At 68.3% G+C, this 25,714-nt stretch carries 28 protein-coding genes, 1 other RNA gene and 1 pseudogene; 17 read left to right on the plus strand and 13 right to left on the minus strand.

The window, feature by feature from the left end; genetic code table 11:
* Window positions 1–908: adenylosuccinate lyase (purB, locus tag ACK4I0_RS05415; protein WP_409608767.1), on the plus strand; the 908-nt coding region annotated here is incomplete at its 5' end.
* 128 nt (window positions 909–1,036) lie between these two features.
* On the plus strand, window positions 1,037–1,657 hold the full coding sequence (locus ACK4I0_RS05420; RefSeq protein WP_409608769.1) for a fasciclin domain-containing protein: 621 nt from the start codon (window positions 1,037–1,039) through the stop codon (window positions 1,655–1,657).
* A 156-nt stretch (window positions 1,658–1,813) separates the two neighbouring features.
* Here ACK4I0_RS05420 and ACK4I0_RS05425 read toward each other — a convergent pair whose 3' ends face one another.
* Entirely contained in the window at window positions 1,814–2,137 is a 324-nt protein-coding gene (locus tag ACK4I0_RS05425) for a DUF1476 domain-containing protein (protein ID WP_409608771.1), read from the minus strand.
* Between the two features lie 261 nt (window positions 2,138–2,398).
* Between ACK4I0_RS05425 and purC the strand changes: the two genes are divergently transcribed.
* The gene (gene purC / locus ACK4I0_RS05430) at window positions 2,399–3,157 is read left to right on the plus strand and encodes a phosphoribosylaminoimidazolesuccinocarboxamide synthase (RefSeq protein WP_409608773.1); all 759 of its coding nucleotides are present in this window, start codon (window positions 2,399–2,401) and stop codon (window positions 3,155–3,157) included.
* Window positions 3,157–3,408 carry a phosphoribosylformylglycinamidine synthase subunit PurS gene (gene purS, locus ACK4I0_RS05435; protein WP_409608775.1) on the plus strand — a complete coding sequence of 84 codons (252 nt, stop codon included), beginning with the start codon at window positions 3,157–3,159 and terminating at the stop codon, window positions 3,406–3,408. The genes purC and purS overlap by 1 nt, the downstream gene beginning before the upstream one ends.
* A 126-nt stretch (window positions 3,409–3,534) precedes the next feature.
* On the opposite strand, the gene ACK4I0_RS05440 is transcribed toward purS, so the two are convergent.
* Both ACK4I0_RS05440 and ACK4I0_RS05445 read right to left on the minus strand, forming a co-directional pair.
* Window positions 3,535–3,759 carry a helix-turn-helix domain-containing protein gene (locus tag ACK4I0_RS05440; protein ID WP_409608777.1) on the minus strand — a complete coding sequence of 75 codons (225 nt, stop codon included), beginning with the start codon at window positions 3,757–3,759 and terminating at the stop codon, window positions 3,535–3,537.
* Window positions 3,759–4,196: a DUF2975 domain-containing protein gene (locus ACK4I0_RS05445; protein ID WP_409608779.1), complete on the minus strand. Its 438-nt coding sequence runs from the start codon at window positions 4,194–4,196 to the stop codon at window positions 3,759–3,761. The genes ACK4I0_RS05440 and ACK4I0_RS05445 overlap by 1 nt, the downstream gene beginning before the upstream one ends.
* 140 nt (window positions 4,197–4,336) lie before the next feature.
* Here ACK4I0_RS05445 and ACK4I0_RS05450 point away from each other — a divergent pair, with 140 nt between their 5' ends.
* The 3 genes from ACK4I0_RS05450 (at window position 4,337) to purQ (ending at window position 6,813) form a co-directional block, all read left to right on the plus strand.
* A complete protein-coding gene (locus tag ACK4I0_RS05450; RefSeq protein ID WP_409608781.1) occupies window positions 4,337–4,801 on the plus strand; it encodes a YbhB/YbcL family Raf kinase inhibitor-like protein in 465 nt (154 codons plus the stop codon).
* A gap of 93 nt (window positions 4,802–4,894) precedes the next feature.
* Entirely contained in the window at window positions 4,895–6,118 is a 1,224-nt protein-coding gene (locus ACK4I0_RS05455) for an MFS transporter (RefSeq protein WP_409608783.1), read from the plus strand.
* A gap of 32 nt (window positions 6,119–6,150) precedes the next feature.
* Window positions 6,151–6,813 (plus strand): phosphoribosylformylglycinamidine synthase subunit PurQ, encoded by a 663-nt coding sequence (gene purQ, locus ACK4I0_RS05460; RefSeq protein ID WP_409608785.1) that lies wholly within the window; start codon window positions 6,151–6,153, stop codon window positions 6,811–6,813.
* Between the two features lie 30 nt (window positions 6,814–6,843).
* On the opposite strand, the gene ACK4I0_RS05465 is transcribed toward purQ, so the two are convergent.
* The gene (locus tag ACK4I0_RS05465; RefSeq protein WP_409608787.1) at window positions 6,844–7,062 is read right to left on the minus strand and encodes a hypothetical protein; all 219 of its coding nucleotides are present in this window, start codon (window positions 7,060–7,062) and stop codon (window positions 6,844–6,846) included.
* A 121-nt stretch (window positions 7,063–7,183) separates the two neighbouring features.
* Here ACK4I0_RS05465 and ACK4I0_RS05470 point away from each other — a divergent pair, with 121 nt between their 5' ends.
* Entirely contained in the window at window positions 7,184–7,981 is a 798-nt protein-coding gene (locus tag ACK4I0_RS05470) for a hypothetical protein (RefSeq protein ID WP_409608789.1), read from the plus strand.
* A gap of 9 nt (window positions 7,982–7,990) precedes the next feature.
* On the opposite strand, the gene ACK4I0_RS05475 is transcribed toward ACK4I0_RS05470, so the two are convergent.
* Entirely contained in the window at window positions 7,991–8,143 is a 153-nt protein-coding gene (locus ACK4I0_RS05475; RefSeq protein ID WP_409608791.1) for a hypothetical protein, read from the minus strand.
* Between the two features lie 98 nt (window positions 8,144–8,241).
* Between ACK4I0_RS05475 and purL the strand changes: the two genes are divergently transcribed.
* From purL to ACK4I0_RS05490, 3 genes are read left to right on the plus strand one after another with little or no spacing between them, the layout of a single operon-like run.
* The gene (gene purL, locus ACK4I0_RS05480) at window positions 8,242–10,440 is read left to right on the plus strand and encodes a phosphoribosylformylglycinamidine synthase subunit PurL (protein WP_409608793.1); all 2,199 of its coding nucleotides are present in this window, start codon (window positions 8,242–8,244) and stop codon (window positions 10,438–10,440) included.
* Between the two features lie 2 nt (window positions 10,441–10,442).
* Window positions 10,443–10,883, plus strand: a complete 441-nt coding sequence (locus ACK4I0_RS05485; RefSeq protein ID WP_409608795.1) for a DUF305 domain-containing protein — start codon at window positions 10,443–10,445, stop codon at window positions 10,881–10,883.
* A gap of 10 nt (window positions 10,884–10,893) precedes the next feature.
* Entirely contained in the window at window positions 10,894–11,952 is a 1,059-nt protein-coding gene (locus tag ACK4I0_RS05490) for a glycosyltransferase family 4 protein (RefSeq protein WP_409608797.1), read from the plus strand.
* A gap of 3 nt (window positions 11,953–11,955) precedes the next feature.
* On the opposite strand, the gene ACK4I0_RS05495 is transcribed toward ACK4I0_RS05490, so the two are convergent.
* The 5 genes from ACK4I0_RS05495 to ACK4I0_RS05515 all read right to left on the minus strand — a co-directional run bounded on the left by ACK4I0_RS05495 (window position 11,956) and on the right by ACK4I0_RS05515 (window position 16,191).
* On the minus strand, window positions 11,956–12,777 hold the full coding sequence (locus ACK4I0_RS05495) for a YmdB family metallophosphoesterase (RefSeq protein WP_409608799.1): 822 nt from the start codon (window positions 12,775–12,777) through the stop codon (window positions 11,956–11,958).
* The gene (locus tag ACK4I0_RS05500; RefSeq protein ID WP_409608801.1) at window positions 12,774–13,319 is read right to left on the minus strand and encodes a 5-formyltetrahydrofolate cyclo-ligase; all 546 of its coding nucleotides are present in this window, start codon (window positions 13,317–13,319) and stop codon (window positions 12,774–12,776) included. Before ACK4I0_RS05500 ends, ACK4I0_RS05495 begins: the two co-directional genes overlap by 4 nt.
* 82 nt (window positions 13,320–13,401) lie before the next feature.
* Window positions 13,402–13,562, minus strand: a non-coding RNA gene (gene ssrS, locus ACK4I0_RS05505) — 6S RNA.
* A gap of 45 nt (window positions 13,563–13,607) precedes the next feature.
* Window positions 13,608–15,308, minus strand: coding sequence for a DNA repair protein RecN (recN, locus tag ACK4I0_RS05510; RefSeq protein ID WP_409608803.1), 1,701 nt, complete (start codon window positions 15,306–15,308; stop codon window positions 13,608–13,610).
* Between the two features lie 40 nt (window positions 15,309–15,348).
* Window positions 15,349–16,191, minus strand: coding sequence for an outer membrane protein assembly factor BamD (locus ACK4I0_RS05515; protein ID WP_409608805.1), 843 nt, complete (start codon window positions 16,189–16,191; stop codon window positions 15,349–15,351).
* Window positions 16,192–16,385: 194 nt separating this feature from the next.
* Here ACK4I0_RS05515 and ACK4I0_RS05520 point away from each other — a divergent pair, with 194 nt between their 5' ends.
* The 6 genes and pseudogenes from ACK4I0_RS05520 (at window position 16,386) to ychF (ending at window position 21,667) form a co-directional block, all read left to right on the plus strand.
* Window positions 16,386–17,321 carry a ribose-phosphate pyrophosphokinase gene (locus ACK4I0_RS05520; protein WP_409608807.1) on the plus strand — a complete coding sequence of 312 codons (936 nt, stop codon included), beginning with the start codon at window positions 16,386–16,388 and terminating at the stop codon, window positions 17,319–17,321.
* A 74-nt stretch (window positions 17,322–17,395) separates the two neighbouring features.
* Window positions 17,396–18,469: a hypothetical protein gene (locus ACK4I0_RS05525; protein WP_409608809.1), complete on the plus strand. Its 1,074-nt coding sequence runs from the start codon at window positions 17,396–17,398 to the stop codon at window positions 18,467–18,469.
* 135 nt (window positions 18,470–18,604) lie between these two features.
* Window positions 18,605–19,198 (plus strand): annotated as a pseudogene (locus tag ACK4I0_RS05530) (50S ribosomal protein L25/general stress protein Ctc); the annotation flags it as partial.
* Window positions 19,199–19,378: 180 nt separating this feature from the next.
* Window positions 19,379–19,996 (plus strand): aminoacyl-tRNA hydrolase, encoded by a 618-nt coding sequence (gene pth, locus ACK4I0_RS05535; RefSeq protein ID WP_409608811.1) that lies wholly within the window; start codon window positions 19,379–19,381, stop codon window positions 19,994–19,996.
* A 17-nt stretch (window positions 19,997–20,013) separates the two neighbouring features.
* On the plus strand, window positions 20,014–20,520 hold the full coding sequence (locus tag ACK4I0_RS05540) for a copper chaperone PCu(A)C (protein ID WP_409608813.1): 507 nt from the start codon (window positions 20,014–20,016) through the stop codon (window positions 20,518–20,520).
* A gap of 49 nt (window positions 20,521–20,569) precedes the next feature.
* Window positions 20,570–21,667, plus strand: coding sequence for a redox-regulated ATPase YchF (gene ychF, locus ACK4I0_RS05545; RefSeq protein ID WP_409608815.1), 1,098 nt, complete (start codon window positions 20,570–20,572; stop codon window positions 21,665–21,667).
* Between the two features lie 18 nt (window positions 21,668–21,685).
* On the opposite strand, the gene ACK4I0_RS05550 is transcribed toward ychF, so the two are convergent.
* The 3 genes from ACK4I0_RS05550 to ACK4I0_RS05560 all read right to left on the minus strand — a co-directional run bounded on the left by ACK4I0_RS05550 (window position 21,686) and on the right by ACK4I0_RS05560 (window position 25,594).
* Window positions 21,686–22,180 (minus strand): hypothetical protein, encoded by a 495-nt coding sequence (locus tag ACK4I0_RS05550; RefSeq protein WP_409608817.1) that lies wholly within the window; start codon window positions 22,178–22,180, stop codon window positions 21,686–21,688.
* A gap of 35 nt (window positions 22,181–22,215) precedes the next feature.
* On the minus strand, window positions 22,216–23,853 hold the full coding sequence (locus ACK4I0_RS05555) for a M28 family peptidase (RefSeq protein ID WP_409608819.1): 1,638 nt from the start codon (window positions 23,851–23,853) through the stop codon (window positions 22,216–22,218).
* A 94-nt stretch (window positions 23,854–23,947) separates the two neighbouring features.
* Window positions 23,948–25,594: a M28 family metallopeptidase gene (locus ACK4I0_RS05560; protein ID WP_409608821.1), complete on the minus strand. Its 1,647-nt coding sequence runs from the start codon at window positions 25,592–25,594 to the stop codon at window positions 23,948–23,950.
* Window positions 25,595–25,714 lie beyond the last annotated feature (120 nt).

The raw sequence follows: 25,714 nt of genomic DNA on the forward strand, positions 1-25,714 counted from the left end.
AGGAGCACAAATACACTGTTACCGTCGGCCGCTCGCACGGCATCCACGCCGAACCGGTGACTTTTGGCCTCAAGCTGGCCGGCTACCACGCCGAGTTCCAGCGCGCCCGTCGACGCTTGGTCACGGCGCGCGAAGAGATCGCCACCTGCGCCATCTCCGGCGCTGTCGGCACTTTCGCCAACGTCGATCCGGCGGTGGAAGAGTATGTCGCCGACAAGATGGGCCTGGCCGTGGAGCCGGTCTCGACTCAGGTCATTCCGCGCGATCGCCACGCCGCCTATTTCGCCGCCCTCGGCGTCGTGGCTTCGTCCATCGAGCGCCTGGCCACCGAAATCCGCCACCTGCAGCGCACCGAGGTGCTGGAGGCCGAGGAGTTCTTCGACAAGGGTCAGAAGGGTTCGTCGGCCATGCCGCACAAGCGCAATCCGATCCTGACCGAGAACCTGACCGGCCTGGCGCGCCTGGTGCGTTCGGCCGTCACGCCGGCGATGGAGAACGTGGCCCTGTGGCATGAGCGCGACATCAGCCACTCGTCGGTCGAGCGCGGCATCGGGCCGGACGCGACCATCCATCTGGACTTCGCCCTTCACCGTCTGGCCGGCGTGGTCGAGCGGCTGAACATCTATCCCGAGAACATGCAGAAGAATCTGGACCGCCTGGGCGGCCTGGTCTTCTCGCAGCGGGTCATGCTGGCCCTGACCCAGGCCGGGGTGAGCCGCGAGGACGCCTATGCCGCAGTGCAGGAGAACGCCATGAGGGTCTGGCGCGGCGAGGGTCGGTTCATCGACTTCCTCAAGAGCGACGATCGCGTGACCCTTGGGGACGACGACCTCGAGGCCTTGTTCGACCTCGGTTATCACACCAAGCACGTCGACACCGTATTCCGGCGCGTCTTCAGGGCCGAATAGGGCCGGCAAGATGGCGGCGTGTCACGGCGACGTGATCACAATTGTCGCGGTCATGCATCTTTTTCGGCGCTGAGGGGTAACTGCTGCGACGTCGCGATCAAGCCGGCGTTACAGGAGAGAAACACGCCATGAAGATCACCCGCTTCGGCGCCGCCGCCGTATCCACCGCCGCCCTGCTGGCCCTGGCCGCCTGCGGCGACAACAACGAGACGCCCGCCACGGACGCCGCGCCGGCAAATGACATGGCCATGGCTCCGGCCACGACCGATCCCATGGTCGGCGGCGCCGCCATGAGCCCCAGCGACAACATCGTCGCCAACGCCTCCAAGGCCTCGAACCTGACCACCCTGGTCAGCGCCGTACAGACGGCCGGCCTGGTCGAGACCCTGCAGGGTCCTGGCCCCTTCACCGTCTTCGCCCCCGACAACGCCGCCTTCGAAAAGATCCCGGCTGCTACCCGTGAAGGCCTGATGCAGCCGGCGCAGCGTGACGCCCTGCGCGGCATCTTGACCTACCACGTCGTCCCGGGTCGTCTGACCGCCGCCGACATCGCCGCCCAGGCCCAGGCCAATAACGGCGTGGCGACCCTGACCACCGTCCAGGGCGAGACCCTGACCGTCCGCGACGCCGGCGGCGGCCGCTGGACGATCACTGACGGCGCCGGCGGAACGTCTACGATCACCCAGGCCGATGTCGCCCAGTCGAACGGAATGGTGCACGTCATCGATACCGTGCTGATGCCCGAGTAAAACTCGGTTGCAACCAAACGCCCCCTGATGGGTTTTCAGGGGGCGCGAGACGCAAATCCCGGGACCCCTTTTCCCCCCAAGGGCGAACGGAAGAAGGGCCGCACTTCCCCGAGTGCGGCCCTTTTAATTTGTCCGAAATCGTGTGTTGGAAAGCGCCTATTCGCCTGCGCGGATCGAATCCCGGGCCATGGAGGCGAACTCGTCCATCTTGGACAGGATTTCGCCCTCGGACACGCTCAGGCCCGAGCCCTTTATGTCGCCGGCGATCTTGCGGAACACGTCGTCGTCGCCCGGCTGCTCGAAATCGGCGCGGACCACGGCGTTGGCGTACTGCTCGGCGCTGTCGGCCGACAGGCCCATCTTCTCGGCGGCCCAGAGACCCAGCATTTTGTTCCGGCGCGCGATAGCCTTGAACTCCTGCTCTTGATCGAGGGCGAACTTGGCTTCGAAGGCCTTTTCCCGATCGTCGAAGGTGGTCATAGGCGTCATAGGCTCCGCATCGGCGCCCGGTCTCGGCGCCGCCGCCGTCTATAGACCGCTGCCGTCCGAACGCAACACGTTCCGTTATCCGCCGGTAAGCCTTTGGGCTTGCGTGTCGTTTGTGTCGCGTGCGCCCTTCGGCTAAGAAGGCGGCAATCCATTTCAGCGTCGACCGATTCCGAGATCGCGCCGCCCGGACCTTCCTCCGGCCGCGCGTTTTTTGTTTCTGGCAGGCGCGCCCACCGCTCCCCCGGGGCTACGATGAACGTCAAGCGCAAGAAGATCTACGAAGGCAAGGCCAAGATCCTTTACGAAGGACCCGAGCCCGGCACCCTGATCCAGTACTTCAAGGACGACGCCACCGCCTTCAACGCCCAGAAGAAGGCGACGCTGGAAGGCAAGGGCGTCATCAACAATCAGATCAGCGAATTCATCATGTCGCGCCTAAACGGCATCGGCGTGACGAACCATTTCATCAAGCGGCTGAACCTGCGCGAGCAGCTGATCCGCGAGGTCGAGATCATTCCGCTGGAAGTCGTGTGCCGCAACATCGTCGCCGGCTCAATGAGCCAGCGCCTGGGCATCGAGGAAGGCACGCCCCTGCCCCGCTCGATCATTGAATTCTATCTCAAGAAGGACGAGCTCGGCGACCCGATGGTCACCGAGGAGCACATCACCGCCTTCAATTGGGCCTCGACCCAGGAGCTGGACGACATGCTGGCCATGACGGTTCGCGTGAACGACTATCTGTCGGGCATGTTCGGCGCCGTCGGCATCACCCTCGTGGATTTCAAGATCGAGTTCGGCCGGGTGTGGGAGAACGACTTCGCCCGCGTCCTGCTGGCCGACGAGATCAGCCCCGACAGCTGCCGTCTGTGGGACGCCACGACCGGCGAGAAGCTGGACAAGGACCGCTTCCGCCGCGACATGGGCAATGTAATCGAGAGCTATACAGAGGTCGCGCGCCGCCTGGGCATCATGAAGGGCATGCCGACCGTCATCCAGGGAGGACTGCACTGATGGCCCCCATTCCTGCCAAAAAGGTCAAGGTTCACGTCTTTCTCAAGCCCGGCGTTCTGGACGTGCAGGGCAAGGCCGTCGAAGGCGCCCTCCAGGGCCTGGGCTGGGCCGGTGTCGCCAACGCCCGCGTCGGCAAGCTGATCGAGTTCGACCTGACCGGCGCCGAAGACCCGGCCGCCGAGGCCAAGCGCATGGCCGAAACCCTGCTGGCCAACACCGTCATCGAATCCTACCGGATCGAGGTCGAGTAGGGCCATGAAACGGCTGATGAAGCTGTTCGTCGCCCTGTTCGTCATCATCGGCGTGGCGGTTTTCGCCACCGCCATGGCAGGCGGTCTGATGGATGACAGCGCCTTCACCGAACAGGCGCAGGGCCACTAGTCGCCGAGGTCGGTCTCGTCGGCGTCGTAGCCCAGAAGATCCCCCGGCGCGCATTCCAGCACGAGGCACAGCTTGGCTAGGGTGTCGAACCGCACGCCCCTGACCTTGCCCGTCCTGAGAAGACTCAGCTGGGTCTCCGAGAGCCCTATCCGCTCACAGACGTCGCGCGCGCGCATCTTGCGCCGCGCCAGCATGACATCCAGCGTCACGCGCACCGGCATCAGACGAAGGCCTCGAGTTCGCCGCGCAGGGCCCGGCCGCGCCGCGCCAGAAGTATCAGCACGGCGCCCACGGCGGCGAGGGTCAGATTCTGAACCGTGTAGTTCAGCGTCACCCCGCGCGCTTCCAGAAAGCCGTTGCCGATCAGATGCAGCATCATGGGCTCGAACAGCCACGAGGCCCAAGCGCCCAGCAGCAGGCCGCCGCCAGTCCAGCTCATCGCGCGCGTCATGGCCGGATCGAAGTCGCGACCGCGATCCACGGCGGCGAACACGGATGTGGTCGCCCACAGGGCGAACAGAAACAGGGCCGGCGCCACAAGCCGCACCGCTAGCGCCTCCCACGACCCGTGCGTGTCCGTCGCCACCCTGGCGATCATCAGTCCCCCGACCACGAGCACGCCCCCTCGCACAAGCCGACTCCCAATTCGCGACGCCATCTAAAACCCTCCTGATTAAGTCGAAGAACAATTATTTTATGTTTTAATTAAATTCAAGCCCACGATCAGTTTTTCGCGCCGTTGGGCGACTCGCCTCCGATCTGGGCGTTACAGTGAGGCCGCAGCCCAAGGAGACGCAGATGGCCTTCACCCTGACCTCGACCGATTTCAACGACGGCGGCACGCTTCCCGACGCCCAGGTTCAAGCCAAGGGCAACAGCTCGCCGCATCTGGCGTGGTCGGGCGCGCCCGAAGGGACCAAGTCTTTCGCCATCACCTGCTATGACCCGGACGCGCCTACCGGTTCGGGCTTCTGGCACTGGACGGTGGCCAACATTCCAGTCGACGTGACCGAGATCCCGGCCGGCGGCCCGGTCCCGGCCAGCGCGGTCGAGGGCCGAACCGACTATGGCGAGCCCGGCTTCGGCGGCGCCGCCCCGCCCCCCGGCCACGGCCCGCACCGCTACATCTTCACCGTTTTCGCGGTCGACACCGAGAAGCTGGACGTCACGCCCGACAACTCCGGCGCCGTGTTCGGCTTCAACCTGCACTTCCACACGCTGGCCAAGGCCTCGATCACGGCGACCTACGAAAACAAAGGTTGATCGCCGACAGGCCCATGGGCGGTTGAAGCGTTTGCGCGCGGCACTATTTTGCAGCGCAGCAATTCCCGCATTTCTCGTCTGAAAGCGCCGCCCATGGCCGACGCCTCCTCCTGCCTCGACCCCGTCGAGTGCGGCGCTCCGCCCGCATCTCGCTCGCCCGCCCGCATTGCCCTGGTGCTGGCGGTGCTGGGCATGGGCGGGTTCGCCATCGGCGTGACCGAGTTCGCGGCCATGAGCGTGCTGCCCGCCTTCGCCGCAGGCCTGGGCGTCGATGAGCCGACCGCCGGCCATGTCATCAGCGCCTACGCCGCCGGCGTGGTGGTCGGCGCGCCGATCCTGGCGGTGCTGGGCGCCCGCGCGCCGCGCTGGCTGCTGCTGATCGGCTTTATGGCCCTGTTCGCCGTCGGCAACGGGCTCAGCGCCCTGGCTCCCACCTATGAGTGGATGCTGGTGTTCCGCTTCCTGTCGGGCGTACCGCACGGCGCCTATTTCGGCGTCGCCGCCTTGGTCGCCGCATCCCTGGTGCCGTTGAGATTGCGCAGCCGCGCGGTCTCGACCACCCTGCTTGGTCTGACCATCGGCACAGTGATCGGCGTGCCCGCCGTCAACGCCATCAGCCAGGCGCATGGATGGCGCTGGACCTTCGCCATCGTCGCGGGTCTGGCCGTCCTGACCATGAGCCTGGTCGCCATGTTCGCCCCGCGCGATCCCGCCCACCGAGACGCCACGCCCCTGCGCGAACTCGGGGCCCTGAAGAGCGGGCAGGTCTGGCTGACGCTGGGCGTCGGCGCGATCGGCTTTGGCGGCCTGTTCGCCGTCTACGCCTATCTGGCCTCGACGCTGACAGCGGTGACCGGCGCCGCGCCGGAAGTGCTGCCCTGGGTCTTCGGTGTCTTTGGTCTAGGCATGGTGGCCGGCAACCTGGTGGCGGGCTGGGCGGCGGATCGGTTCGGCATGCCGGCGGCCGGGGGCCTGCTGTTGTGGAGCGCCTTTGCGCTGGCGCTGTACCCCTTCGCCGCGCCACATCTGTGGGCCATGTTCGTCGTCGTCTTCCTGATTGGCGGCGGCGGCGGCCTGGGCTCGGTCTTGCAGACCCGGCTGATGGACGTGGCCGGCGACGCCCAGACCCTGGCGGCGGCGCTGAACCACTCGGCCTTCAACTTCGCCAATGCGCTGGGGCCGCTTATGGCCGGCATGGCGGTGGCGGCAGGCTGGGGCTGGGTTTCGACCGGCTGGGTCGGCGTGGGCCTGTCGCTGGCGGGCTTCCTGATCTGGGTTGTGGCTTGGCGCACCGGGCGGCCGTCGCGCACGGCCTGACATCGCCCGCGAGAGGTGCTAGACGCCCGCCCATGAGCGCAGCCGTCATCGTCTTCCCCGGTTCCAACTGCGATCGCGACTGCAAGGTCGCCGTCGAACGCTCGACCGGCGAGCGGGTCCACATGGTCTGGCACGCCGAGACCGAACTGCCCGACGACCTGGACCTGATCGTCCTGCCCGGCGGCTTCTCCTACGGCGACTATCTGCGTTGCGGCGCCATGGCGGCCCAGGCTCCTATCATGCAGGCGGTCAAGAAGGCCGCCGACGACGGCGTGGCCGTGGTCGGGATCTGCAACGGCTTCCAGATCCTGTGCGAAGCCGGCCTGCTGCCCGGCGCCCTGTTGCGCAACTCGGGCCTCAAATACGTCTGCAAGCCCATCAGCCTGACGGTCGCCAACGGCCAGACCCGCTTCACCTCGGGCTATCAGGGCCAGCGCGAAGTGATCATGACCCAGGGCAATGGCGACGGAAACTACTTCGCCGACGCTGAGACCCTGGCCCGGCTGGAGGGCGAGGGACAGGTCGTCTTCCGCTATGTCGACAATCCCAACGGCTCGGTGGCCGACATCGCGGGCATCCAGAACGCGCGCGGCAATGTGCTGGGCATGATGCCCCACCCCGACCGCGCCTTCGAGGCCGAACTGGGCTCCGTCGACGGCGCGACGCTTTTTCGCAGCATCTACGCGGCTGCCTGAAGCGACTGTTTTTCGGCCGCGCGCTAAGGCTCAGCCCTCTTCGTCTTCGCCTTGAACGGCGGTGTTGCGGTCCAGGGCGTCGTCCTCTTCCTCGCCCGGCTCTACGTCCTCGGTCACCACGCCGCCCGGCTCGCGCTGGGCGGCCAGTTCGCGGGCGCCGACTCCCAGGCCCTGTTCGATCGCCAGATTGGCGTCGACGGCGTCGGTTTCCAGGGCGGTTCCGTCCTGCGGGCGTTCGGTGTCGGCCATGATGTCGTCCTTTCGAAATCGAGACCTTCTGAACCGCGCGCCGCCGCCCCGGTTCCGTCGCCGCCGTTGAACCTCGCGCCCGCCCATGCGTAGTGAGGGCGAAGCTTCGCCGGAGACCCCAATGTCGTCTATCGTTCGACCCAATCCGCGCCAGCGGACCCGCCGCCTGCTGGTGCTGGTCGCGGCCGTCTTCGCCATCATGGTTCCCGTCGCCCAAAACCTGGCCGGGTGGGGCCTGACCCAGGCCGAGTTCGCCGCCGACGGCGATTCGACCCTGCGCGTGGCCGGTTACGCCTTTTCGATCTGGGGCCTGATCTATCTGGGCGTCATCGCCTACGCCCTTCGCCTGATGCTGCCGCAGACCGGCGAAAGCCCGCTGATCGGCCACATGGCTTTTCCGTCCATCGTGGCCTTCTTCGGCATCGGCATGTGGATCATCGTTGCGGCGCTGAACCTCAAGGTCGCCAGCGTCGGCGTGATCTTCGCCTCGCTGCTGGCTTTGCTGATCCCGCTGCTGCTGGCGTCGCGGGCTATTCGGTCGCTGCCCCTGCGAGATGGAGATCGGCTGTTCCTGGCCTGGCCCCTGGCCGCGCTGGCCGGCTGGCTGACCATCGCCGCGCCGCTGAACCTGCTGACCACCGCCACGGCCCTGGACGCCCTGCCGGCGATGCTGTCACCGACCGCCTGGGCCATTCTGGCCATCGTCGCGGTCGTGTTGGTCGCCCTGGCCGTGACCTGGGCGCTGCGGCTGATGGCCTATCCCCTGCCCATTGCCTGGGGCTTGATCGGCGCCTTCGTGGCCGAGCAGGAGCGCAATCCCACGGTCGGCTTCACCGCCCTGGCCGCCGCCGTGCTGCTGATCATCGGCGCGGTCATGTTGGTGTTCCGCCTTCAGCGCGGCGTCGACCGCGCCCGCTGAGCGAGGGGGTCAGACCCCCTCGCCGTCCTCTCCCTCTCCACTGTCTTCGCTCGCCTTCTGCAGGCGTTCGGCCAGAGCCGCGGCCCCGGCGTCGTCCGCGGCGATCTCGGGCGCGTCGTCGTCTTCGGGCGTGGCGGCGGGGTCGAAGGGCTGATCGGTCATGGCGCGTCTCCTGTTGTCGCCCTCGACAAGCGCGCACCGCGCCCGATGTTCCACGCCGAGGCTGACAGACGGCCCCGCGACGGCTAGAAGCGCGGCCCATGAGCGCGCCCGAAAAATCCATCGCCGAACTCGCCGCCGAATACGGCCTGGCTCCCAATGAGTATCAGGTCCTGCTGGACAGACTGGGCCGCGAGCCCAACCAGGTCGAACTGGGCGTCTTCTCGGTCATGTGGTCCGAGCACTGCTCCTACAAATCCTCCAAGACACAGCTGATGAAGTTCCCCGTCACGGGACCGCGCGTCATCTGCGGCCCGGGCGAGAACGCCGGCGTCATCGACATCGATGACGGCGACGCCTGCATCTTCAAGATGGAGAGCCACAACCACCCCTCCTACATCGAACCCTATCAGGGCGCGGCGACGGGCGTGGGCGGCATCATGCGCGATGTCTTCACCATGGGCGCGCGCCCGGTGGCCCTGCTGAACGCGCTGCGCTTCGGCGATCCCAGCCACGAAAAATCCAAGCGTCTGGTCAAGGGCGTGGTCGCCGGCATCGGCGGTTACGGCAACTGCGTCGGCGTGCCGACCGTCGCGGGCGAGACGAACTTCCACAAGGGCTACAACGGCAACATCCTGGTCAACGCCATGTGCGTCGGCCTGGCTCGCGCCGACGAGATCTATTACTCGGCCGCGCCGGAAGCCGGTCATGACGTGGTGTACTTCGGCTCCAAGACCGGCCGCGACGGCATCCACGGCGCGACCATGTCCTCGACCGAGTTCGACGACGAATCCGAGTCGAAGCGCCCCACCGTCCAGGTCGGTGATCCGTTCGCCGAGAAGCTGCTGATCGAGGCCACGCTGGAGCTGATGGCGTCGGGCGCCGTGGCCGCCATTCAGGACATGGGCGCGGCGGGCCTGACCTCGTCTTCCGTCGAAATGGCGGGCAAGGGCGGCGTCGGCGTGGAGCTGGACCTGGACAAGGTGCCTCAGCGCGAAACCGGCATGACCGCCTATGAGATGATGCTGTCGGAAAGCCAGGAGCGGATGCTGGCGGTCCTGAAGCCCGGCCGCGAGGCCGACGGCCACCGCATCTTCCAGAAGTGGGGCCTGGACTTCGCCGTCATCGGCAAGACCACCGACACCGGCCATCTGGTCCTCAAGCACCACGGCGAAACCGTCTGCGACGTGCCCCTGGCCCCGCTGTTCGACGACGCGCCGCTGTACGACCGGCCCTGGACGCAGCCCGAACTGCATCCACGCCTCGCCCCCGCAGACGTGCCCGCGCCAGAGAGCTGGGCCGACGCCGTGCTGAACGTCGTCTGCTGCCCCGACATGGCCTCCAAGCGCTGGATTTGGGAGCAGTACGACCGCCACGTCATGGCCGACACCCTGCACGACTCGGCCACCGGGGCCGACGCCGGCATCGTGCGCGTCCACGGCACCGACAAGGGCCTGGCCGTCACCTCGGACTGCACCCCCCGCTATGTCCAGAACGATCCCTACGAGGGCGGCAAGCAGGCCGTGGCCGAGGCCTGGCGCAACCTGACCGCCGTGGGCAGCCGTCCCGTCGCCATCACCGACAACCTGAACTTCGGCAATCCGCAGCGCCCCGAGATCATGGGCCAGATCGTCCGCGCCACCGACGGCATGGCCGAGGCCTGCCGGGCGCTGGACTTCCCCGTCGTGAGCGGCAACGTCAGCCTCTATAACGAGACCAACGGCGTCGCCATTCCGCCGACCCCGACGGTCGGCGCCGTGGGCCTGCTGCCCAACTATGACGTGGCGGCCGGCTTCGGCGGCCTGGCCGAGGGCGAGGTCCTGGTCCTGATCGGCGAGACCCACGGCGAACTGGGCGCCAGCCTGTATCTGCGCGAGGTGCTGGGCCGCGAGGACGGCGCCCCGCCCCCTGTCGACCTGGCCCTGGAACGCAAGACCGGCGACTTCGTGCGCGACCTGATCGAGAGCGGCGACCTGACCTGCGTGCACGACCTGTCGGACGGCGGCCTGATCGGCGCGGCCGCCGACATCGCCCTGGCGTCGGACGTCGGCGTCGAGCTGGACGCCACCAGCGCAACCCACGCCCACATCTTCCTCTTTGGCGAGGACCAGGCCCGCTATCTGGTCGGCGTCTCGGACCCGACCGACCTGATCGCCCGCGCCCAGGCCGCCGGCCTGCACGCCTCGGTCGTCGGCCGCGCCGTCGGCCGCGACTTTTCGTCCGGCGAGCTGTTCCGCATCCCGCTGGATCATCTGCGCGAGATGCACGAAAGCTGGATGCCGAACTGGATCGAAGGATGACCATGCGCCGTCTGCTTCTGACCGCCGCCCTGCCCCTGATGCTCGTCGCCTGCGATGGCGGCGGTGATCCCGTTCAGCAGGCCCTGCGCGACGCCTCGGCCGAGCGCCAGGCCGCGACGGTCACCGATGGCGAGATCTCCGGCCCGGCTCCGGTCGACCACGCCGCGATGGGGCATGGCGCGGCCGGCGGCCCCACGCCCGGCGACCAGGCCTTCGCCGCTTCGGAGGCCGAAATGCACCGCCTGATGGCCGAGGCCTCGGGCGAGACGGTGGACCAGTCCTACATCGCCAAGATGATCGCCCACCATCAGGGCGCCGTCGCCATGGCCGAGGTCGCGCTGCGCGACAGCCGCGACCCCGAAATCCGCCGCATGGCTCAGGCCGTCATCGACGCCCAGACTCGCGAGATCGCCGAAATGCGCGCCTGGCGGCCGGCCGGCTGAGCCAACCCAAGTGAAGGTCGCCGTCGTCCTGCCGATCGGCGCTCGCTTCTCCGTGACGCAACCGAACTCCATGGAGACCGTCGTCCGCACCCTGGCGGCGGCCGATCCTACGGATTTGCGTATCTTCTGCGACGAGGGGGCGGAAGATCACGGCGACCTGCCGGTCCACCCCCTGCCGGCCCAGGGCCGGATGGGCGTGCTCGCCAAGGCGCTGCGGGCCTTCGCTCCTGACATCATCGAATGTCATCAGCAGTCACCCCAGGCGGTTGAGCTGTCCCGGCGCTTCCCGACGACGCCGGTGACCCTTTACCGTCACAACGCCGCCAAGGCCCCGCGCAGTCCGATCGATCGCTGGCGGCACAACCGCCGCTATGACCAACTCGCAGGCCTGATCTTCGTCAGCGAGGCCAGCCGGCGACAGTTCCTGATCGACTTTCCGCGTCAGGCCGCCAAGGCTTATGCGATTACCAACCCCATAGACGCCGCCCTGTGGACCGCCGCGCCGGAGGACCGCGACCCGCTGATCGCCTTCGCCGGGCGCGCCATGCCGGAAAAGGGCGTGGATCTGCTATGCGCCGCCCTGCCCTTGGTGCTGGACCGCCACCCTGACTGGCGCGCCGTCCTGATACTGAATGACTGGCAGGCCCACGCCGCCTGGGCCGCGCCCCACCTGACGCCGCTGGAGCGGTTCGGCGGCCGGGTCGAAGTCCTGCGTTCCGCGCCTCTGGCCGAGGTGCAGCAGTGGATGAAGCGCGCCGCCATCGCCCTGACCCCGTCTGTCTGGGATGAGCCCTTAGGCCTGACGGCGCTGGAGGCCCATGCGGCGGGCGCGGCCCTGATTTCGTCCGGGCGCGGCGGCCTTCGCGAAGCCAGCGGCCCGCACGCCCTCTATGTCGATGATCTGACACCAACAGCTCTGGCCGAGGCGATGGAAGCCCTGATTCAGGATCCCGCACGCCGCCTGGCCCTGGCCAAGGCCGCCCAGGCCCATGTCCTGAGCGATCACACGCCCCAGCGCCGTTTGGCCGAACTGCGCGCACTGCGCAGCCGCCTGATCGGCGCGTCTTGAGGCTTAGACGACCGGCACCGCCTGGCTCAGGCGGCCGCCCATGCGGATCGGCTCGACCCGCGTCGCCAGGCCCGTCCTGTCGTCGGTCTCGACATAGACGCCGCAGATCGTGGCTGGTCCTGAAGCAGGCGTATAGCGTCCGCCGGAAATCCGCGTGGTGAAGCGCCGCAGCGGCTCTTCCTTCTCGTTGCCGATGACGCTGTCATAGTCGCAGCACCCGCCGGCGTCGGTCTGATAGGCCGTGCCGCCCGGCAGGATCTGGCAGTCAGCAGTCGGCACATGGGTGTGGGTGCCCACCACCAGCGACGCCCGGCCGTCGCAGAAATGGCCCATCGCCATCTTCTCGCTGGTGGCCTCGCAGTGCATGTCCACGATGACGGCGTCGGCCACGGCGCCCAGGGGCGCGGCGGCCAGTTCGCGCTCCACGGCGCCGAACGGATCGTCCATCGGGTCCATATGCACCCGGCCCAGCACGTTCATGACCAGGACGGTGCGGCCCGTGTCCGTCTCGAACAGATTGGCGCCGGCGCCCGGCGCGTCCATCAGGCGGGGATAGTTGGCCGGGCGGATCAGGCGCGGCTCGCGCACGATATAGGTCAGGGCCTCGCGCTGGTCCCAGCTGTGGTTGCCCAGCGTCAGGCAGTCGGCGCCGGCCATGAACAGCTCGCGCGCCGTATTCTCGGTGATGCCGAACCCGCCCGCGGCGTTCTCGGCGTTGACCACCACGAAGTCGAGCTTCAGGTCCCGCTTAAGCCCCGGCAGGTGGTCGCTCAGACCATCCCGCCCCGACTTGCCGACCACATCACCGAAAAACGCCAATCTCATGGGAAGGCGGTATAGCCGGTCTCGGTCAGAACGCCATGCAGGCGGATGTCATGCGCCTCGATCTCCAGCCGCTCGACCCGCTGACCCGCGTAAGCCAGACCTATGCGGGCGATCTCCGGCAGGGCGGCGAAAGTCCGATCGTAATAGCCCCCGCCCTGCCCCAGCCGCCCGCCCGAGCCGTCGAAGGCCAGCAGCGGCGTGACGATCAGATCGGGGATGACCGTGGCCGCCAGCGGCAAGGGCGCTGGACAGCCCGCCTCGTCCATCTCCAGCGGCTCGCCGGGCGACCAGGCGCGAAAGACCATCGCCGCGTCGCGCTCAATCACCACCGGCAGACACAGCGTCCGCCCCGTGGCCAGGAGCGCCCGAGCCAAGGGCTGCGGGTCCATCTCCGACCCCATGGCGCGATACAGGGCCACCCAGGCGCCTTGGGGCAGGTCGCCGGCATGATCCGCCAAGCGCTCGCCCGCCAACGGATCCGCCGCCGCCAGCCGCTTTCGCAGGCCGCGCATCTCCGCACGCAGTTCGGATTTGGAGGTCATGAGATTGTGGTGACGCACCAACGGCCGTCCCTCAAGCCGCGAGCGACCGCGTCGCGAGCATAGGGACCAGAAAAAAGGGGTTGGCGGCGCCGCAAGAACCGTGGAGGACTGTTCAATCCTCTCGACCTGGGTAGCCAGGTGGGCGCCGTGTGCCCAGGCCCTCGAGCCCAGTCAGGGACAGCTCCCTTCGAGTGAATTAAGGTCGCGAGGATAAGTCGCCTCCGACGAGAGCCGCAGCAGGACCCGCCACCTGACAAGATAGGCCTTCGCAGGCCCCCGCTCAATGGGTCAGCCGATCAGCACCCGCGCCGCCGCACGGGCCTCGTCGGTGATCTCGGCGCCGGACAGCATGCGGGCGATCTCTTCGCGCCGCGCGCCCTCGTCCAAGGCATCGACGGTGGTGTGAGTCTGGCCGTCGCGATCGGCCTTGCGGACCTTCCAGTGGGCATGGCCCCGCGCCGCCACCTGAGGGCTGTGGGTCACGACCAGGACCTGGGCTCCGCGCGACAACCGCCCCAGCCGGCCGCCCACCGCCTCGGCCACCGCGCCGCCGACGCCCTGATCGACCTCGTCGAAGATCATCACCGGTTGACGCTGGTCCTCGCGTCCCGCCAACGCTGCCTTCATCGCCAGAGCAAAGCGCGCCAGCTCCCCGCCCGAGGCCACGGCGTCCAGCGGGCCGAAGTCCTGGCCCGCGTTGGTGGCGATCTGGAAGCGGGCGGTTTCGACCCCCTGCGGCCCGCGCCGGCCGTCGGCCACGGGCTCCAGCGCCACGCGGAACCGCGCGCGCTCCAGCTTCAGAGGCGCCAGTTCGGCCATCACGGCCTCGGTCAGCCGTTCGGCGGCCGCCTCGCGGCCCGAGCTCAGCATCGCGGCCGCCACGTCATAGGCCTCGGTCGCTGCGGCTGTGGCGCGGGCCGCCTCCGACAAGGCGTCCTCGCCGTCCTCGATCAGGCGCAACTGCTCGCGGTAGCGCAGGCGCAGGGCCGGCAGGGCGGCCACGGTCGTGTTCAGCTTGCGGGCGGCGGCGCGCAGAGCGAACAGCCGCTCCTCGGCCTTGTCCAGCCGACCAGGCTCGAAGTCGAAGGCGTCTGCGGCCGCGTCCACGGCGGCGACCGCCTCGGTCGCCTCGACCAGGGCGCGATCCACGGCCTCGGCAGCGGCGCCCAGGCGCACGATCACCGGGTGGTCGGCTTCGGCTCCTGCCTGAACCGCGCGCTGGCGGGCGTGTTCGACGGCTCTCAGCGCGGCGGCCAGTTTCTGGCTCAGCTTGTCGCCGCCCAGCGACTGGCGCGCATCGGCGAGGTCGGCGATGCCCTTTTCGGCGGCGCCCAGAATGGCCCGCTCGCCGGCCAGCTCGGTCTCTTCGTCCTCGCGCGGGTCCAAGTCGTCCAGATCGGCCAGATTCAGCGCGATCTCCTGGGCGCGAGCGCGGGCGTCGGCCGCCTGGGCCTTCAGCTCGGCCAGCTTCGCCTCCGCCGCCTTCAGCCGCTCGGCCGCCTGGGCCACGCCCTTCAGCTGCGGCTCGAGCCCGCCATAGGCGTCCAGCAGGCCGCGATGGGTTTTCCAGTCCAGCAGGCCCACGGTCTCGTGCTGGCCGTGCACTTCGACCAGCTGCGCCCCGATCTCGCGCAGCACTCCGACGCCGGTCGGCTGATCGTTGACGAAGGCGCGGCTGCGGCCGTCGGCGGACACCACCCGGCGCAGGATCAGGTCCTCGCCCGGCCGCACCTCGACGCCGCGCTCGCTCAGCAGCTCGATCAGGTCGGGATCGTCCGGCGCCTCGAACACGGCCGTGGCGGTTCCCTGACGCGCCCCGGCCCGCACCAGGCCCGCGTCGCCCCGCCCGCCCAGCGCCAGGCCCAGCGCGTCGAGGATGATCGACTTGCCCGCCCCGGTCTCGCCGGTCAGCACGGTCAGACCGCCCTGAACCTCCAGGTCCAGAGCGTCCACCAGCACGATGTCACGGATGAATAGGGCGGTCAGCATGGGGCGCGGTGATTCGAGTACCGGCCCATCCTAGCTATGTTCAGCCCGGAATGATCCGACGCAGCCAGCTTTCGCGCTGTCCGGTCGGCGCCACCTCGGGCGTCTGCCCGCGCTGGGCCAGAAGCGCATAGGCCTCGGCGTACCAGGGGCTGCCCGGATAGTTGTGGCCCAGCACCGCGCCATTGCGCGTCGCCTCTTCGGTCAGGCCCATCATCAGATTGACCTCGACCAGGCGATACAGGGCCTCTGCCGTATGCGACGTGCGCTGGAAGTCCTGATTGTCGATCACCGCCTTGTAGCGGTTCACGGCCGCCAGGGGCTGGTTGGCGCGCTGATAATAGCGGCCGATGTTCATTTCCTTGCCGGCCAGCTGGTCGTTGACCATGTCGATCTTGACGCGGGCGTCGGTGGCGTAAGGGGTGCCGGGATAGCGGCGGATCACGTCGCGCAGCCCCAACAGGGCCGCCTCGGAATAGGCCTGGTCGCGACCCACATCGACGATCTGCTCGAAGTTGCAGACCGCGCGCATGTAGAAGGCGTAGGCCGCCGAGGGATTGCCCGGGAACAGCTGGATGAAGCGGTCGGACGCGGCGATGGCGTCGGTGTAGGCCCCATTCTGATAGTGGGCGTAGATCTGCATCAGGATCGCCCGACGCGCCCATTCCGAATAGGGGTGCTGTCGTTCGACTTCCTGGAAGTAATCGACCGCGTCGGACCAGCGCCGGCTCTCCAGCCGCTGATAGCCGGTATTGTAGAGCAGCTCGACCGGACGCTCTTCGTAGGCCAGCTTGGTCCTGTTGCGCGTGCCCGAACAGGCCGAGACGCCCATGACGACGACCATGGTCAGAACCGCGACCGAAACGACGGACTTGGAAGAGCGCAAGCGAGAACCTCGTGACCTGTCGCCGGGACGCCTCCGACGATGAGCGGCGATCTCTAGCACCGCCGGGACGATCACGCCAAGGCGGGCGGAAAACCGCGCCGCGCGGGTGGACGTCGCCCCGGCCGCTGCATAAAGAGCGCCGCAGGAAGAGCTCACCGTCATTGGCAGCGATGACGGCGAAAGGATGACCGGCCATGAAACTGCTCGCAGGCAATTCCAACCGGACCCTGGCCCAGGCCATCGCCGATCATCTGGACATGCCGTTGACGCGCGCTCAGGTGAAACGCTTCGCCGACAACGAGGTCTTCGCCATGATCGAGGAGAACGTCCGCGGCGAGGACGTCTTCGTGATCCAATCGACCTCCTATCCGGCCAACGACAATCTGATGGAGCTGCTGATCATGATCGACGCCCTTGTGCGGGCGTCGGCCAAGCGGATCACGGCGGTGATGCCCTACTACGGCTATGCGCGTCAGGATCGAAAGACGGACGGGCGCACGCCGATCTCGGCCAAGCTGGTGGCCAATCTAGTAACACGCGCGGGCGCAGATCGGGTTCTGACCATGGATTTGCACGCCGGTCAGATTCAGGGGTTCTTCGACATCCCCACGGATAATCTGGTCGCCACGCCGGTTCTGGCGCGCGACATCAAGCAGCACTACGCCAAGGGCGCCGAGCTGATGGTGGTGTCGCCCGACGTCGGCGGCGTGGTGCGCGCACGGTCTCTGGCCAAGCGCCTGGACGCGGATCTGGCCATCGTCGACAAGCGCCGCCCCCGTGCGGGGGAGAGCGAGGTCATGAATATCATCGGCGACGTCGAAGGCCGCCGCTGCATCCTGTTCGACGACATCGTGGATTCCGGCGGCACCCTGGTGAACGCGGCGCGCGCCCTGATCGATCGCGGCGCGGTCGAGGTTTCGGCCTACATCAGCCACGGCGTCCTCTCGGGCCCGGCGGTCAGCCGCGTGGCCGGCGGTCCGCTGAAGGAACTGGTGATCACCGACTCCATCGAGCAGCCTGACGAAGTTTTGAACTGCTCAAAAATCCGTCGCGTTTCAGTGGCTCCGCTGATTGGAGAAGCTATCCGTCGGATCGCGAACGAAGAATCGGTCTCGAAGCTGTTCGATTAACCATCGAATAACCATTCCGGCCGCGATATAAGCGCCTCTATCAAGTGCCCGGCGCGGCCGCGCCGAGATTACCTATGAGGGACGCCTCCATGCGCCACGAAACGCTGCGCCGCGGTCTTACCGCAGCCGCCTTCGCCGCCGCCGCCGTGCTCGCCGCCTGCTCCACGCCGGAGCCTGAAGCGCCCCCCGCACCGCCGCCGCCGCCGCCGCCGCCCGCCGTGTCGCTGAACGACAGCGTGGCGCAGGCCGCCTCAATATACGTCACCTTCATGCGCGAGGCGCGCACCCTGTCGGCGCCGTTCGCCGATGCGGAATCCATCCAGTCCGCGCTGCGCAAGGGCGCAGCCTATGACGCGCCGCAGCTGTCGCGCGGCATGATCGCCTATGGCGCCATTCTAGCCCTGCAGTCGCCGGAGTTCGTGGCCGGCGTGCGCACCTATGCGGCCGATCCGACCCAGCGTCAGGAGATCGTCAACCGGATCATCGCCGACCCCGCCTACGCCGCCACCTTCCCCGGCGCAGCCTCGGCCGCAGGCCTGATCTCGGACGTTCTGGGCGGCGACGCCATCGCCATGACCGCCATCGCCGAGGCGATCGAGAACGACGCCTATACGATCCAGGAGCGCAACGACCCTCGCCGGCGCTGGGCGATAGCGCACGTGGCCAACCGCGAGGATCGCCTGGCGCGCGTCAAGGTCCTGTCGGAAGACGACCTGCTGCCCTCGGCCGAGGAATCGGCGCGCCTGTTCGCCGCGGCTCACAGCGGAACGGGTCTTGGCGTGACATCGGCCACCGGAGCCCCGCCCTATACGCCGGCCACGGTTCGTTCGCTGGCCTTGGCGGCTCTGGCGGCGCTTGGCGCGGCCGGCGACAACGCGCGGGTCAACACCGACGCCCTGCAGGTCGAGCTGAACAGCGAATCCTGCCTGACCATGTCCAAGCTGATGCTGTTCCAGTGCCTGGCGGCCTCGCGTCCCAGTTATGAGGACATCTTCTGCGCCGGCCGTCACGTCGCTCGCGATCTTGGAACCTGCGTGGCCCAGGCCGCCGGTCCGGCGCCGACCCGTCTGCAGCCGATCAGCGTGACGCTTCCGACCGCCGCCGTGGCGTCCGCCGCCCCGGCCACGCCTGCGCCGGCGGCGAACTGAGCGCGTATCTGGGCGGGGCGGTTGCGCCCCGCCGCTGATGCGTGTAATAGCCCGCGCTCTTGAATTCGAGGGTGAACACCCCGCCGCGCGGGCCCTTTCGTTGGCGCGGCGTTTTCTGTTGTTGAGGCGAGCCAGATGGCCGAGATCATTCTGAACGTCGACGTCCGTGACGGCGTAGGCACCGGCGGCGCCCGCGCCGCGCGTCGCGCCGGCATGGTGCCCGGCATCCTGTACGGCGGCGACAAGGCCCCGGTGGCCATCTCGGTTAACGAGAAGGACTTCCGCAAGAACCTGTACACCGGCAAGCTGCTGGGCCACCTGGTCACGCTGAAGTACGGCGACGAGACCCAGCCGGTCATCGCCCGCGATGTGCAGTTCGATCCGGTCTCGGACCGTCCGATGCACTTCGACCTGATGCGCGTCGACGAGAAGCAGACCATCAAGATCGAAGTGCCGGTTCACTTCATCAATCAGGATGAGTGCAAGGCTTTCCGTCAGGGCGGTTCGCTGGAAATCGTTCGCCACACCGTCGAGATCTCGGTCCGCGCCGACCACATTCCGGAAGACCTGGTCGTCGATCTGGCCGGCCACAAGCTGGGCGATTCGATCCGCATCTCGGACATCAAGCTGCCCAAGGGCGTCGAGCCGACCATCACCGACCGCGACTTCATGATCGCCTCGATCAAGGTCTCGTCGGCCGCCCTGTCCGAAGCCGCCGACGAAGCCGCCGACGCCGAGGCCGCCGAGGCTGAAGCCGCCGCCGCCGATGAAGTGCCCGCCACCGAGCAGGCCGACGGCGAAGAGGCCGCCGCCGAGGGCGAAAAGTCCGAAGGCTGATCGCCCGAAGGCTGACTGTTTCGAGACGGCCCCTCCGGCGACGGACGGGGCCGTTTCTTTTTCGGAGGGGCCATGATCATCATCGCCGGCCTGGGTAACCCCGGCCCGAAATATCAGAACAACCGCCACAACATCGGCTTCATGGCGGCTGACGCCATCGCCGACCGCTGGCGCTTCGGCGCCGCGCGCGCGAAGTTCCAGTCCGTCGTGGCCGAGGGCGAGGTCCAGACGCCCGCTGGCGCGCAGCGCGTCCTGCTGATGAAGCCCCAGACCTATATGAACGAGAGCGGTCGCGCCGTCGGCGAGGCCGCGCGCTTCTACAAGGTCGATCCCTCGCAGGTGATCGTCTTTCACGACGAGATCGACCTGGCGCCCGGGCGTTTCCGCATGAAGCTGGGCGGCGGGGCTGCCGGTCAGAACGGCGTCCGGTCGCTGATAAGCCAGCTGGGGCCTGATTTTCGCCGCGCGCGCATGGGAATCGGCCATCCGGGCGAGAAACACCTTGTCATGCCGCACGTGCTGGGCGACTTCCATAAGGCCGAGCTTGGTTGGCTGGAGGCGATGCTGAACGCCTGCGCCGACGCCCTGCCCTTCGCGGTCGCCGGCGACGACGAACGCTATCAGGCCGAGGTCATGCGTCTGGCCCCGGCCCCCAAATTCAGTCCGCGCCAGGCCGCGCGCGGCGAGTGACGACGAGGAGCCGATCGATGTCCCTGTCCCGTATCCTGCCTGTCGCCCTGGCCGGTCTGGCCCTGTCGGCCTGCGGTCGCGACGCCGCGACGCCGACGACCGAGCAGGACGTCGAAAAAACCGGCGCCGCCGTAGCCGTCACCGAGGCCTGGTGCCGCCCCACGCCGAACGGCGTCGCCGTCGGCGCCTGCTATGTCAGTCTGACCGCGCAGAGGAAGGACCGTCTCGTAGACGTCCGCTCGCCCGTCAGCGATGACATCCAGATCCACGAGATGCGCACCGAGGGCGACATGATGCGGATGGGCGTCCTGCCCGACGGGCTTGAGCTGCCCGCCGGCCGCACCGTGACCCTCCGCCCCGGCGCTGAGCACCTGATGCTGATGGATCTCAGCCAGCCCCTGGCGGCCGGCGAGACCGCCGAACTGACGCTGGTGTTCCAGAACGCTCCGGACGTCACCGTCCAGGCCCAGGTCCGAGAGCCGGTCGCGCCCGCGCCGGCGGCGGTTCCTGCTCCCGCGGCCTGACGCCCGACCATAGATCACACCGGCCGCCGCAGCGGCTTCAAGGAACACCATGGCTCTGAAAGTCGCGATCGTCGGCCTGCCCAACGTCGGCAAGTCCACCCTGTTCAACGCCCTGACCAAGACGGCGGCGGCCCAGGCGGCCAACTATCCGTTCTGCACGATCGAGCCGAACACCGGCGACGTGGCCGTGCCCGAGGCGCGACTGAACGTGCTGGCCGAGATCGCGGGCTCCAAGGAGATCATCCCCGCCCGCATCACCTTCGTGGACGTCGCCGGCCTGGTGCGCGGCGCGTCGAAGGGCGAGGGCCTGGGCAACCAGTTCCTGGCCAACATCCGTGACTGCGACGCCGTGGCCTTTGTCGCCCGCTGCTTCGTGGACGACGACATCACCCACGTCGAGAACCGCATCGATCCGATCGCCGACCTCGAGATCATCGAGACTGAGCTGATGCTGGCCGACCTGGAGAGCCTGGAACGTCGCCGCGTCCAGACCGAGAAGCGCGCCAAGGGCGGCGACAAGGAAAGCCAGCTGAATCTGAAGCTGATCGACCTGGCCCTGGCCCAGCTGAACGCCGGCAAGCCCGCGCGTCTGGCCGAGGTGTCCAAGGAGGACCGCAAGGCCTGGGACATGCTGCAACTGCTGACCGCCCTGCCCGCCCTCTACGTCGCCAACGTCGAGGAGGCCTCGGCCGACAAGGGCAATGAACTGTCAGCCCAGGTCGCCGAACGCGCCAAGGCGGACAACGCCGAGACGGTCGTGATCTCCGCCCAGATCGAGTCGGAGATCGCCGTTCTGGACGACGCTGAACAGGCGGAGTTTCTGGAGACCCTGGGCCTGGAGGAGCCGGGCTTGAACCGCCTGATCCGCGGCGCCTACAGCCTGCTGGGCCTGCAAACCTACTTCACCGTAGGCCCCAAGGAAGCCCGCGCCTGGACCATTCCCGTGGGCGCCACGGCCCCCCAGGCGGCCGGCGTGATCCACACGGATTTCGAGAAGGGCTTCATCCGCGCCGAGACCATCGCCTATGACGACTATGTCGCGCTGAAAGGCGAAAGCGGCGCCAAGGCCGCCGGCAAGATGCGCGCCGAGGGCAAGCCCTATGTCGTCAAGGATGGCGACGTCCTACACTTCCTCTTCAACACCTGAAGCCTGCGGCCGCCGCCGCTATCGCTTGGGCGCGGCCGTGATCCGGGGAGTGTCAGCCAGGGTCGTACAGCGGGTCAGGGCGACCTGGCGGCGGCCCCGGTCCAGGTAGGTGAGGGTCATGGTCTGATCCTCGACCACCATGCGCACGCGCTCATTTGATGTTTGGCCCTCGGCCACGCAGCTCAGAGCGGCCTCATAGCCGCCGTCGCGCTGATCGATGCGCGTGATGTCGCAGCTGTTCTCATAGCCCTCGAACCGCGTCGTGCTGATCTCGATGGGATGCTGATCCCCCTGCGGCGCAGCGCACCAAGCGACATCCGCCGACCAGCGCCCGACGAAGTTGGCCGGCCCGGCGCCCGGCAGGTTCGCCGGCACCGAGGAGGGACCGGCCGATGGCGCGGTCGATCCCCGTTCAAGCGGACGAGCAGGCTCGGTCGGCGGATTGACGTCGGTGCGCTCGCCGCAGGCGCCGGCAAGCAGCAGAATGGACAGGGCGGGGATAAGCGATCTCATCCTTGCCGAACGCCTGGGATCGACGCCGGTTCGCCCTACCGGCGCGCCTCGTCCGAGCGTGCCCGCACCTGACCGAACTCGGACGTCGGCTTCCAGCCCGGCCAGTCGCTGCTGTTGGCCAGTTCCAGGCCCAAGCGATAGAACAGCGTCAGGTTCTCGACTGCCGAGGTCAGGTCCCAGTCGGCCGACCACTCGTCACTGGGACGGTGATAGTCGGCGGCGAACTTGGCCTGCCAGGCCGCCAGGCCCGCCTCGCGTCCGCCCTCGACCCAGTCCACGCCGTGCCACGGCATCAGGGCCGGCACGCCGGCGCGAGCGAAGGGGAAGTGGTCCGAGCGATAGTAGAAGTTCTGCTCCGGCTGGCGGTCGTCGGTGACGTAGCGGCCTTGCGCCTCCGCCAGCACGGCCAGCCGGTCCTCCAGCTCGTTCTGGCCCTTGCCGAAGATGGCCACGTCGCGGGTCGAGGGCGACAGGGGCAGCATGTCGATGTTGATGTTCGCCACCGTCGTCTCCAGCGGCCAGACCGGATCGGCGGCATAGGCGTAGGCGCCCAGCAGGCCCATCTCCTCGGCCGCCATGTGGGCGAAGACGAAGCTGCGCTCGGCCGGCCCGGCGGCCTTCAGCTGGCGCGCCATCTCCAGCACGCCGATGGTGCCCGAGGCGTTGTCCCAGGCGCCGTTGAAGATCTTGTCGTCGCCGGGCGCATCCTCGTTGACGCCGACGTGATCCCAGTGGGCAGAATAGACGATGCTCTCGTTCGGCCGCGCCGTGCCGGGGATGCGGGCCAGCAGGTTGTGGGTACGCAGGCTGTCGATGGTCTCGGCCGTCGCGACCGACAGGGTGACCCCCTCGAGCGCCGTCGCCTTGAACTGGCCCGACGCCGCCTGGGCGCGCAGAGCCGCCAGGTCCAGCCCCGCGGCCGCGCCCAGCGCCTGCGCCGTGTCGCGGTTGATCGCGCCCGTGAACTCCAGATCGGCCGCGCCCGGCGTCATGGTGCGCTGGCGAGCGTTGAACTGGGCCTGGCGCGTCCAGGCGGCGTCGCCCGCGCCCGCGTCGACCACGGTGATGACGCCGACGGCGCCCCGGCGCTTGGCCTCATCGGCCTTGTAAGCGGCGGACTGATAGTTGGTGGCGTAGGCGCCGTTGAACAGCTCGCCGTCAGGCTCGCCCGCCAGGACCAGGACGATCTTGCCAGTGACATCGACGCCGCCATAGTCGTCCCAGTTGCGCTCGGGCGCGCTGATCCCATAGCCGGCGAAGATCAGGCCGGCGTTCTCGATCGCGGCGCGGCCATCGTTCGATACGGCCCGCAGATTGATGTCGGCGCCCGGCGTCAGGGCCTTGGCGGCGCCGTCCGGTCCGCTCCAGCTGGCCGACGTCGAGCCCTCGACGGGGGTGAAGCGTTTCAGGTCGATGGGCTGCAGCCACTGACCGTTCGGGCCGCCGGGCTCGAGCCCCATGGCCTCGTACTGGGCTTGCAGGAACGCCAGCGTCTTGCGCTCGCCCTCGGTGCCCGGATAGCGGCCCTGAAAGTCGTCGGCGCTGATGGTGCGGATTTCGTCGCCAATGCGCTGGGCCGAGAAGTCCTGGGCCGAGACCGCGCCGGCGGCGAACAGCAGGGCGACGGCGGCGGCGCCGGCGCTGAGACGGCGGGCGAAGGTGGTGCGGGGCATGACGTCGGTCTCCGGGGCGATAAGCGGCCGCAAACCTTCTAGGGCGAGGCCGCCTGACCCCGCCCCTTACTTTTTCGTCATGTTCGCTCTTGGATCAGCGGCGTGCGGCGGCGCTGACCTCACGCGCCGGGCCGAACTCCGAACCCGGCTTCCAGCCCGGCCAGTCACGGCTGTTGGCCAGGGCCAAGCCCAGGTCGTGGATCAGTTGCAGATCCTCGACCTGCCCGCTCAGATCCCAGTCGGCGGACCATTCGTCGGCGGCCTGATGATAGCGGTTGGCCCCGTATTCCTGCCGCGCCGCCTGGCGCTGGGCGATCGGCTCGTCACGGAAGTCGCCCGCCGATCCGGTGTAGGCCATAGGCACGCCTCGCTTGGCCAAGGGGAAGTGGTCCGAGCGGAAGTAGCCGCCGCCCGCGCCGCTGTCGGGCGCGACGGTTCGACCCTGCGCCGCCGCGGCCGCCGCGACGCGCTCGTCCAGTTCGCTCTGGCCCTGGCCCACGGAGCTGACCGACACGGTGCGGCCGTAGACATTCATGGAGTCGACGTTGAAGCCGCCCGCGGTCGTCTCCAGCGGATAGATCGGGTTGGCGGCGTAATATTCCGAGCCCAGCAGGCCGCTTTCCTCGGCGGTGAAGCTGATCATCACAATCGATCGCTCGGGACGCGGCCCGGCGGCGAAGACACGGGCCAGCTCCAGCAGGCCGGCCGTGCCCGTGGCGTTGTCCACCGCGCCGTTGAAGATGCGGTCGCCGGTCTCGTCGGGATCGCCCACGCCGATGTGGTCCCAGTGGGCGGTGTAAAGAATGGTCTCGTCCGGATGAGTACGGCCCGGCAGGCGGGCGATGACGTTGCGCGTCGTGATCTGCGAGGTGGCCACGTCCATGCTGGCGTCCAGCGTGGCGTTCGCCAGGGCGACCGGCTGGAAGTCGCGGCTGCGCGCCTGGACCTTCAGCTGCTCGAAGTCCTGGCCGGCGCGGCGGAACAGTTCGACCGCCAGATCGCGCTGGATCCAACCTTCCAGCGGAATCCGTTCGGCCGAGGCGTTCTGGCGCAGGATGTCGAACTGCGGGCCCGACCAGGAATTGTTGACCGTCTGCCACCCGTAGGAGGCCGGGGCCGTTTCATGGACGATCAGGACGCCCGCGGCCCCCTGGCGCGCGGCTTCCTCGTACTTGTAGGTCCAGCGGCCGTAGTAGGTCATGGCCCGGCCGTTGAAGGTGTTCAGCTCGGGCTGTTCGAAATCGGGGTCGTTGACCAGGACGACAAGGATCTTGCCCCGCATGTCTTGGCCCTTGAAGTCGTCCCACTGGCGCTCGGGCGCCTTCACGCCATAGCCGACGAAGACCAGCGGCGCGTTCGTCAGATTCACCGAGGCGCCCGGCAGGCGGGTCGAGAACACGGCCTCGCGGCCCTGGGTCAGGTCCTGTGACCAGCCGCCGACCGTCAGACGACCACGCGCGTTCGAGGAGGTGAAGCGGTTCAGCGTCACGTCCTGGGTCCAGCCGCCATTCTCGCCACCAGGCTGGAAGCCGGCCGCCGCGTACTGTTCGCTCAGATAGGCGACCACCTTGTCCTCGGCCGGCGTGGCGATGCCGCGGCCCTCGAAGCTGTCGTCGGACAGGATGCGGGCGTGCTCGGACAGGCGTGCGGCGTCGAAGGCGGGCGACTGGCCCGATCCGGGGCCGGTGGCGCAGGCCGCCAGCAGCAGACTGGACGCCAAGGCGGCGACGGTGAAACGCATGAGGACCCTCACGGACGGCGAAGACGAGGCTGCGACCCTAGCCCGTTTTCCTCCCCTGTCGATGCGCTACGGGCACGAAAAACCCGCCGGAGCGGGCTCCGGCGGGTTGATCGTTCAGCG

The sequence above is a fragment of the Brevundimonas sp. genome, from assembly GCF_046295775.1.
Classification (GTDB): domain Bacteria; phylum Pseudomonadota; class Alphaproteobacteria; order Caulobacterales; family Caulobacteraceae; genus Brevundimonas.

Excerpts from the sequence above, each read along its gene's own strand:
- ACK4I0_RS05420 (WP_409608769.1), top strand. The coding sequence starts at position 1,037 with ATGAAGATCACCCGCTTCGGCGCCGCCGCCGTATCCACCGCCGCCCTG.
- ACK4I0_RS05425 (WP_409608771.1), bottom strand. The coding sequence starts at position 2,137 with ATGACCACCTTCGACGATCGGGAAAAGGCCTTCGAAGCCAAGTTCGCC.
- purC (WP_409608773.1), top strand. The coding sequence starts at position 2,399 with ATGAACGTCAAGCGCAAGAAGATCTACGAAGGCAAGGCCAAGATCCTT.
- purS (WP_409608775.1), top strand. The coding sequence starts at position 3,157 with ATGGCCCCCATTCCTGCCAAAAAGGTCAAGGTTCACGTCTTTCTCAAG.
- ACK4I0_RS05440 (WP_409608777.1), bottom strand. The coding sequence starts at position 3,759 with ATGCCGGTGCGCGTGACGCTGGATGTCATGCTGGCGCGGCGCAAGATG.
- ACK4I0_RS05445 (WP_409608779.1), bottom strand. The coding sequence starts at position 4,196 with ATGGCGTCGCGAATTGGGAGTCGGCTTGTGCGAGGGGGCGTGCTCGTG.
- ACK4I0_RS05450 (WP_409608781.1), top strand. The coding sequence starts at position 4,337 with ATGGCCTTCACCCTGACCTCGACCGATTTCAACGACGGCGGCACGCTT.
- ACK4I0_RS05455 (WP_409608783.1), top strand. The coding sequence starts at position 4,895 with ATGGCCGACGCCTCCTCCTGCCTCGACCCCGTCGAGTGCGGCGCTCCG.
- purQ (WP_409608785.1), top strand. The coding sequence starts at position 6,151 with ATGAGCGCAGCCGTCATCGTCTTCCCCGGTTCCAACTGCGATCGCGAC.
- ACK4I0_RS05465 (WP_409608787.1), bottom strand. The coding sequence starts at position 7,062 with ATGGCCGACACCGAACGCCCGCAGGACGGAACCGCCCTGGAAACCGAC.
- ACK4I0_RS05470 (WP_409608789.1), top strand. The coding sequence starts at position 7,184 with ATGTCGTCTATCGTTCGACCCAATCCGCGCCAGCGGACCCGCCGCCTG.
- ACK4I0_RS05475 (WP_409608791.1), bottom strand. The coding sequence starts at position 8,143 with ATGACCGATCAGCCCTTCGACCCCGCCGCCACGCCCGAAGACGACGAC.
- purL (WP_409608793.1), top strand. The coding sequence starts at position 8,242 with ATGAGCGCGCCCGAAAAATCCATCGCCGAACTCGCCGCCGAATACGGC.
- ACK4I0_RS05485 (WP_409608795.1), top strand. The coding sequence starts at position 10,443 with ATGCGCCGTCTGCTTCTGACCGCCGCCCTGCCCCTGATGCTCGTCGCC.
- ACK4I0_RS05495 (WP_409608799.1), bottom strand. The coding sequence starts at position 12,777 with ATGAGATTGGCGTTTTTCGGTGATGTGGTCGGCAAGTCGGGGCGGGAT.
- ACK4I0_RS05500 (WP_409608801.1), bottom strand. The coding sequence starts at position 13,319 with ATGACCTCCAAATCCGAACTGCGTGCGGAGATGCGCGGCCTGCGAAAG.
- recN (WP_409608803.1), bottom strand. The coding sequence starts at position 15,308 with ATGCTGACCGCCCTATTCATCCGTGACATCGTGCTGGTGGACGCTCTG.
- ACK4I0_RS05520 (WP_409608807.1), top strand. The coding sequence starts at position 16,386 with ATGAAACTGCTCGCAGGCAATTCCAACCGGACCCTGGCCCAGGCCATC.
- ACK4I0_RS05525 (WP_409608809.1), top strand. The coding sequence starts at position 17,396 with ATGAGGGACGCCTCCATGCGCCACGAAACGCTGCGCCGCGGTCTTACC.
- pth (WP_409608811.1), top strand. The coding sequence starts at position 19,379 with ATGATCATCATCGCCGGCCTGGGTAACCCCGGCCCGAAATATCAGAAC.
- ACK4I0_RS05540 (WP_409608813.1), top strand. The coding sequence starts at position 20,014 with ATGTCCCTGTCCCGTATCCTGCCTGTCGCCCTGGCCGGTCTGGCCCTG.
- ychF (WP_409608815.1), top strand. The coding sequence starts at position 20,570 with ATGGCTCTGAAAGTCGCGATCGTCGGCCTGCCCAACGTCGGCAAGTCC.
- ACK4I0_RS05550 (WP_409608817.1), bottom strand. The coding sequence starts at position 22,180 with ATGAGATCGCTTATCCCCGCCCTGTCCATTCTGCTGCTTGCCGGCGCC.
- ACK4I0_RS05555 (WP_409608819.1), bottom strand. The coding sequence starts at position 23,853 with ATGCCCCGCACCACCTTCGCCCGCCGTCTCAGCGCCGGCGCCGCCGCC.
- ACK4I0_RS05560 (WP_409608821.1), bottom strand. The coding sequence starts at position 25,594 with ATGCGTTTCACCGTCGCCGCCTTGGCGTCCAGTCTGCTGCTGGCGGCC.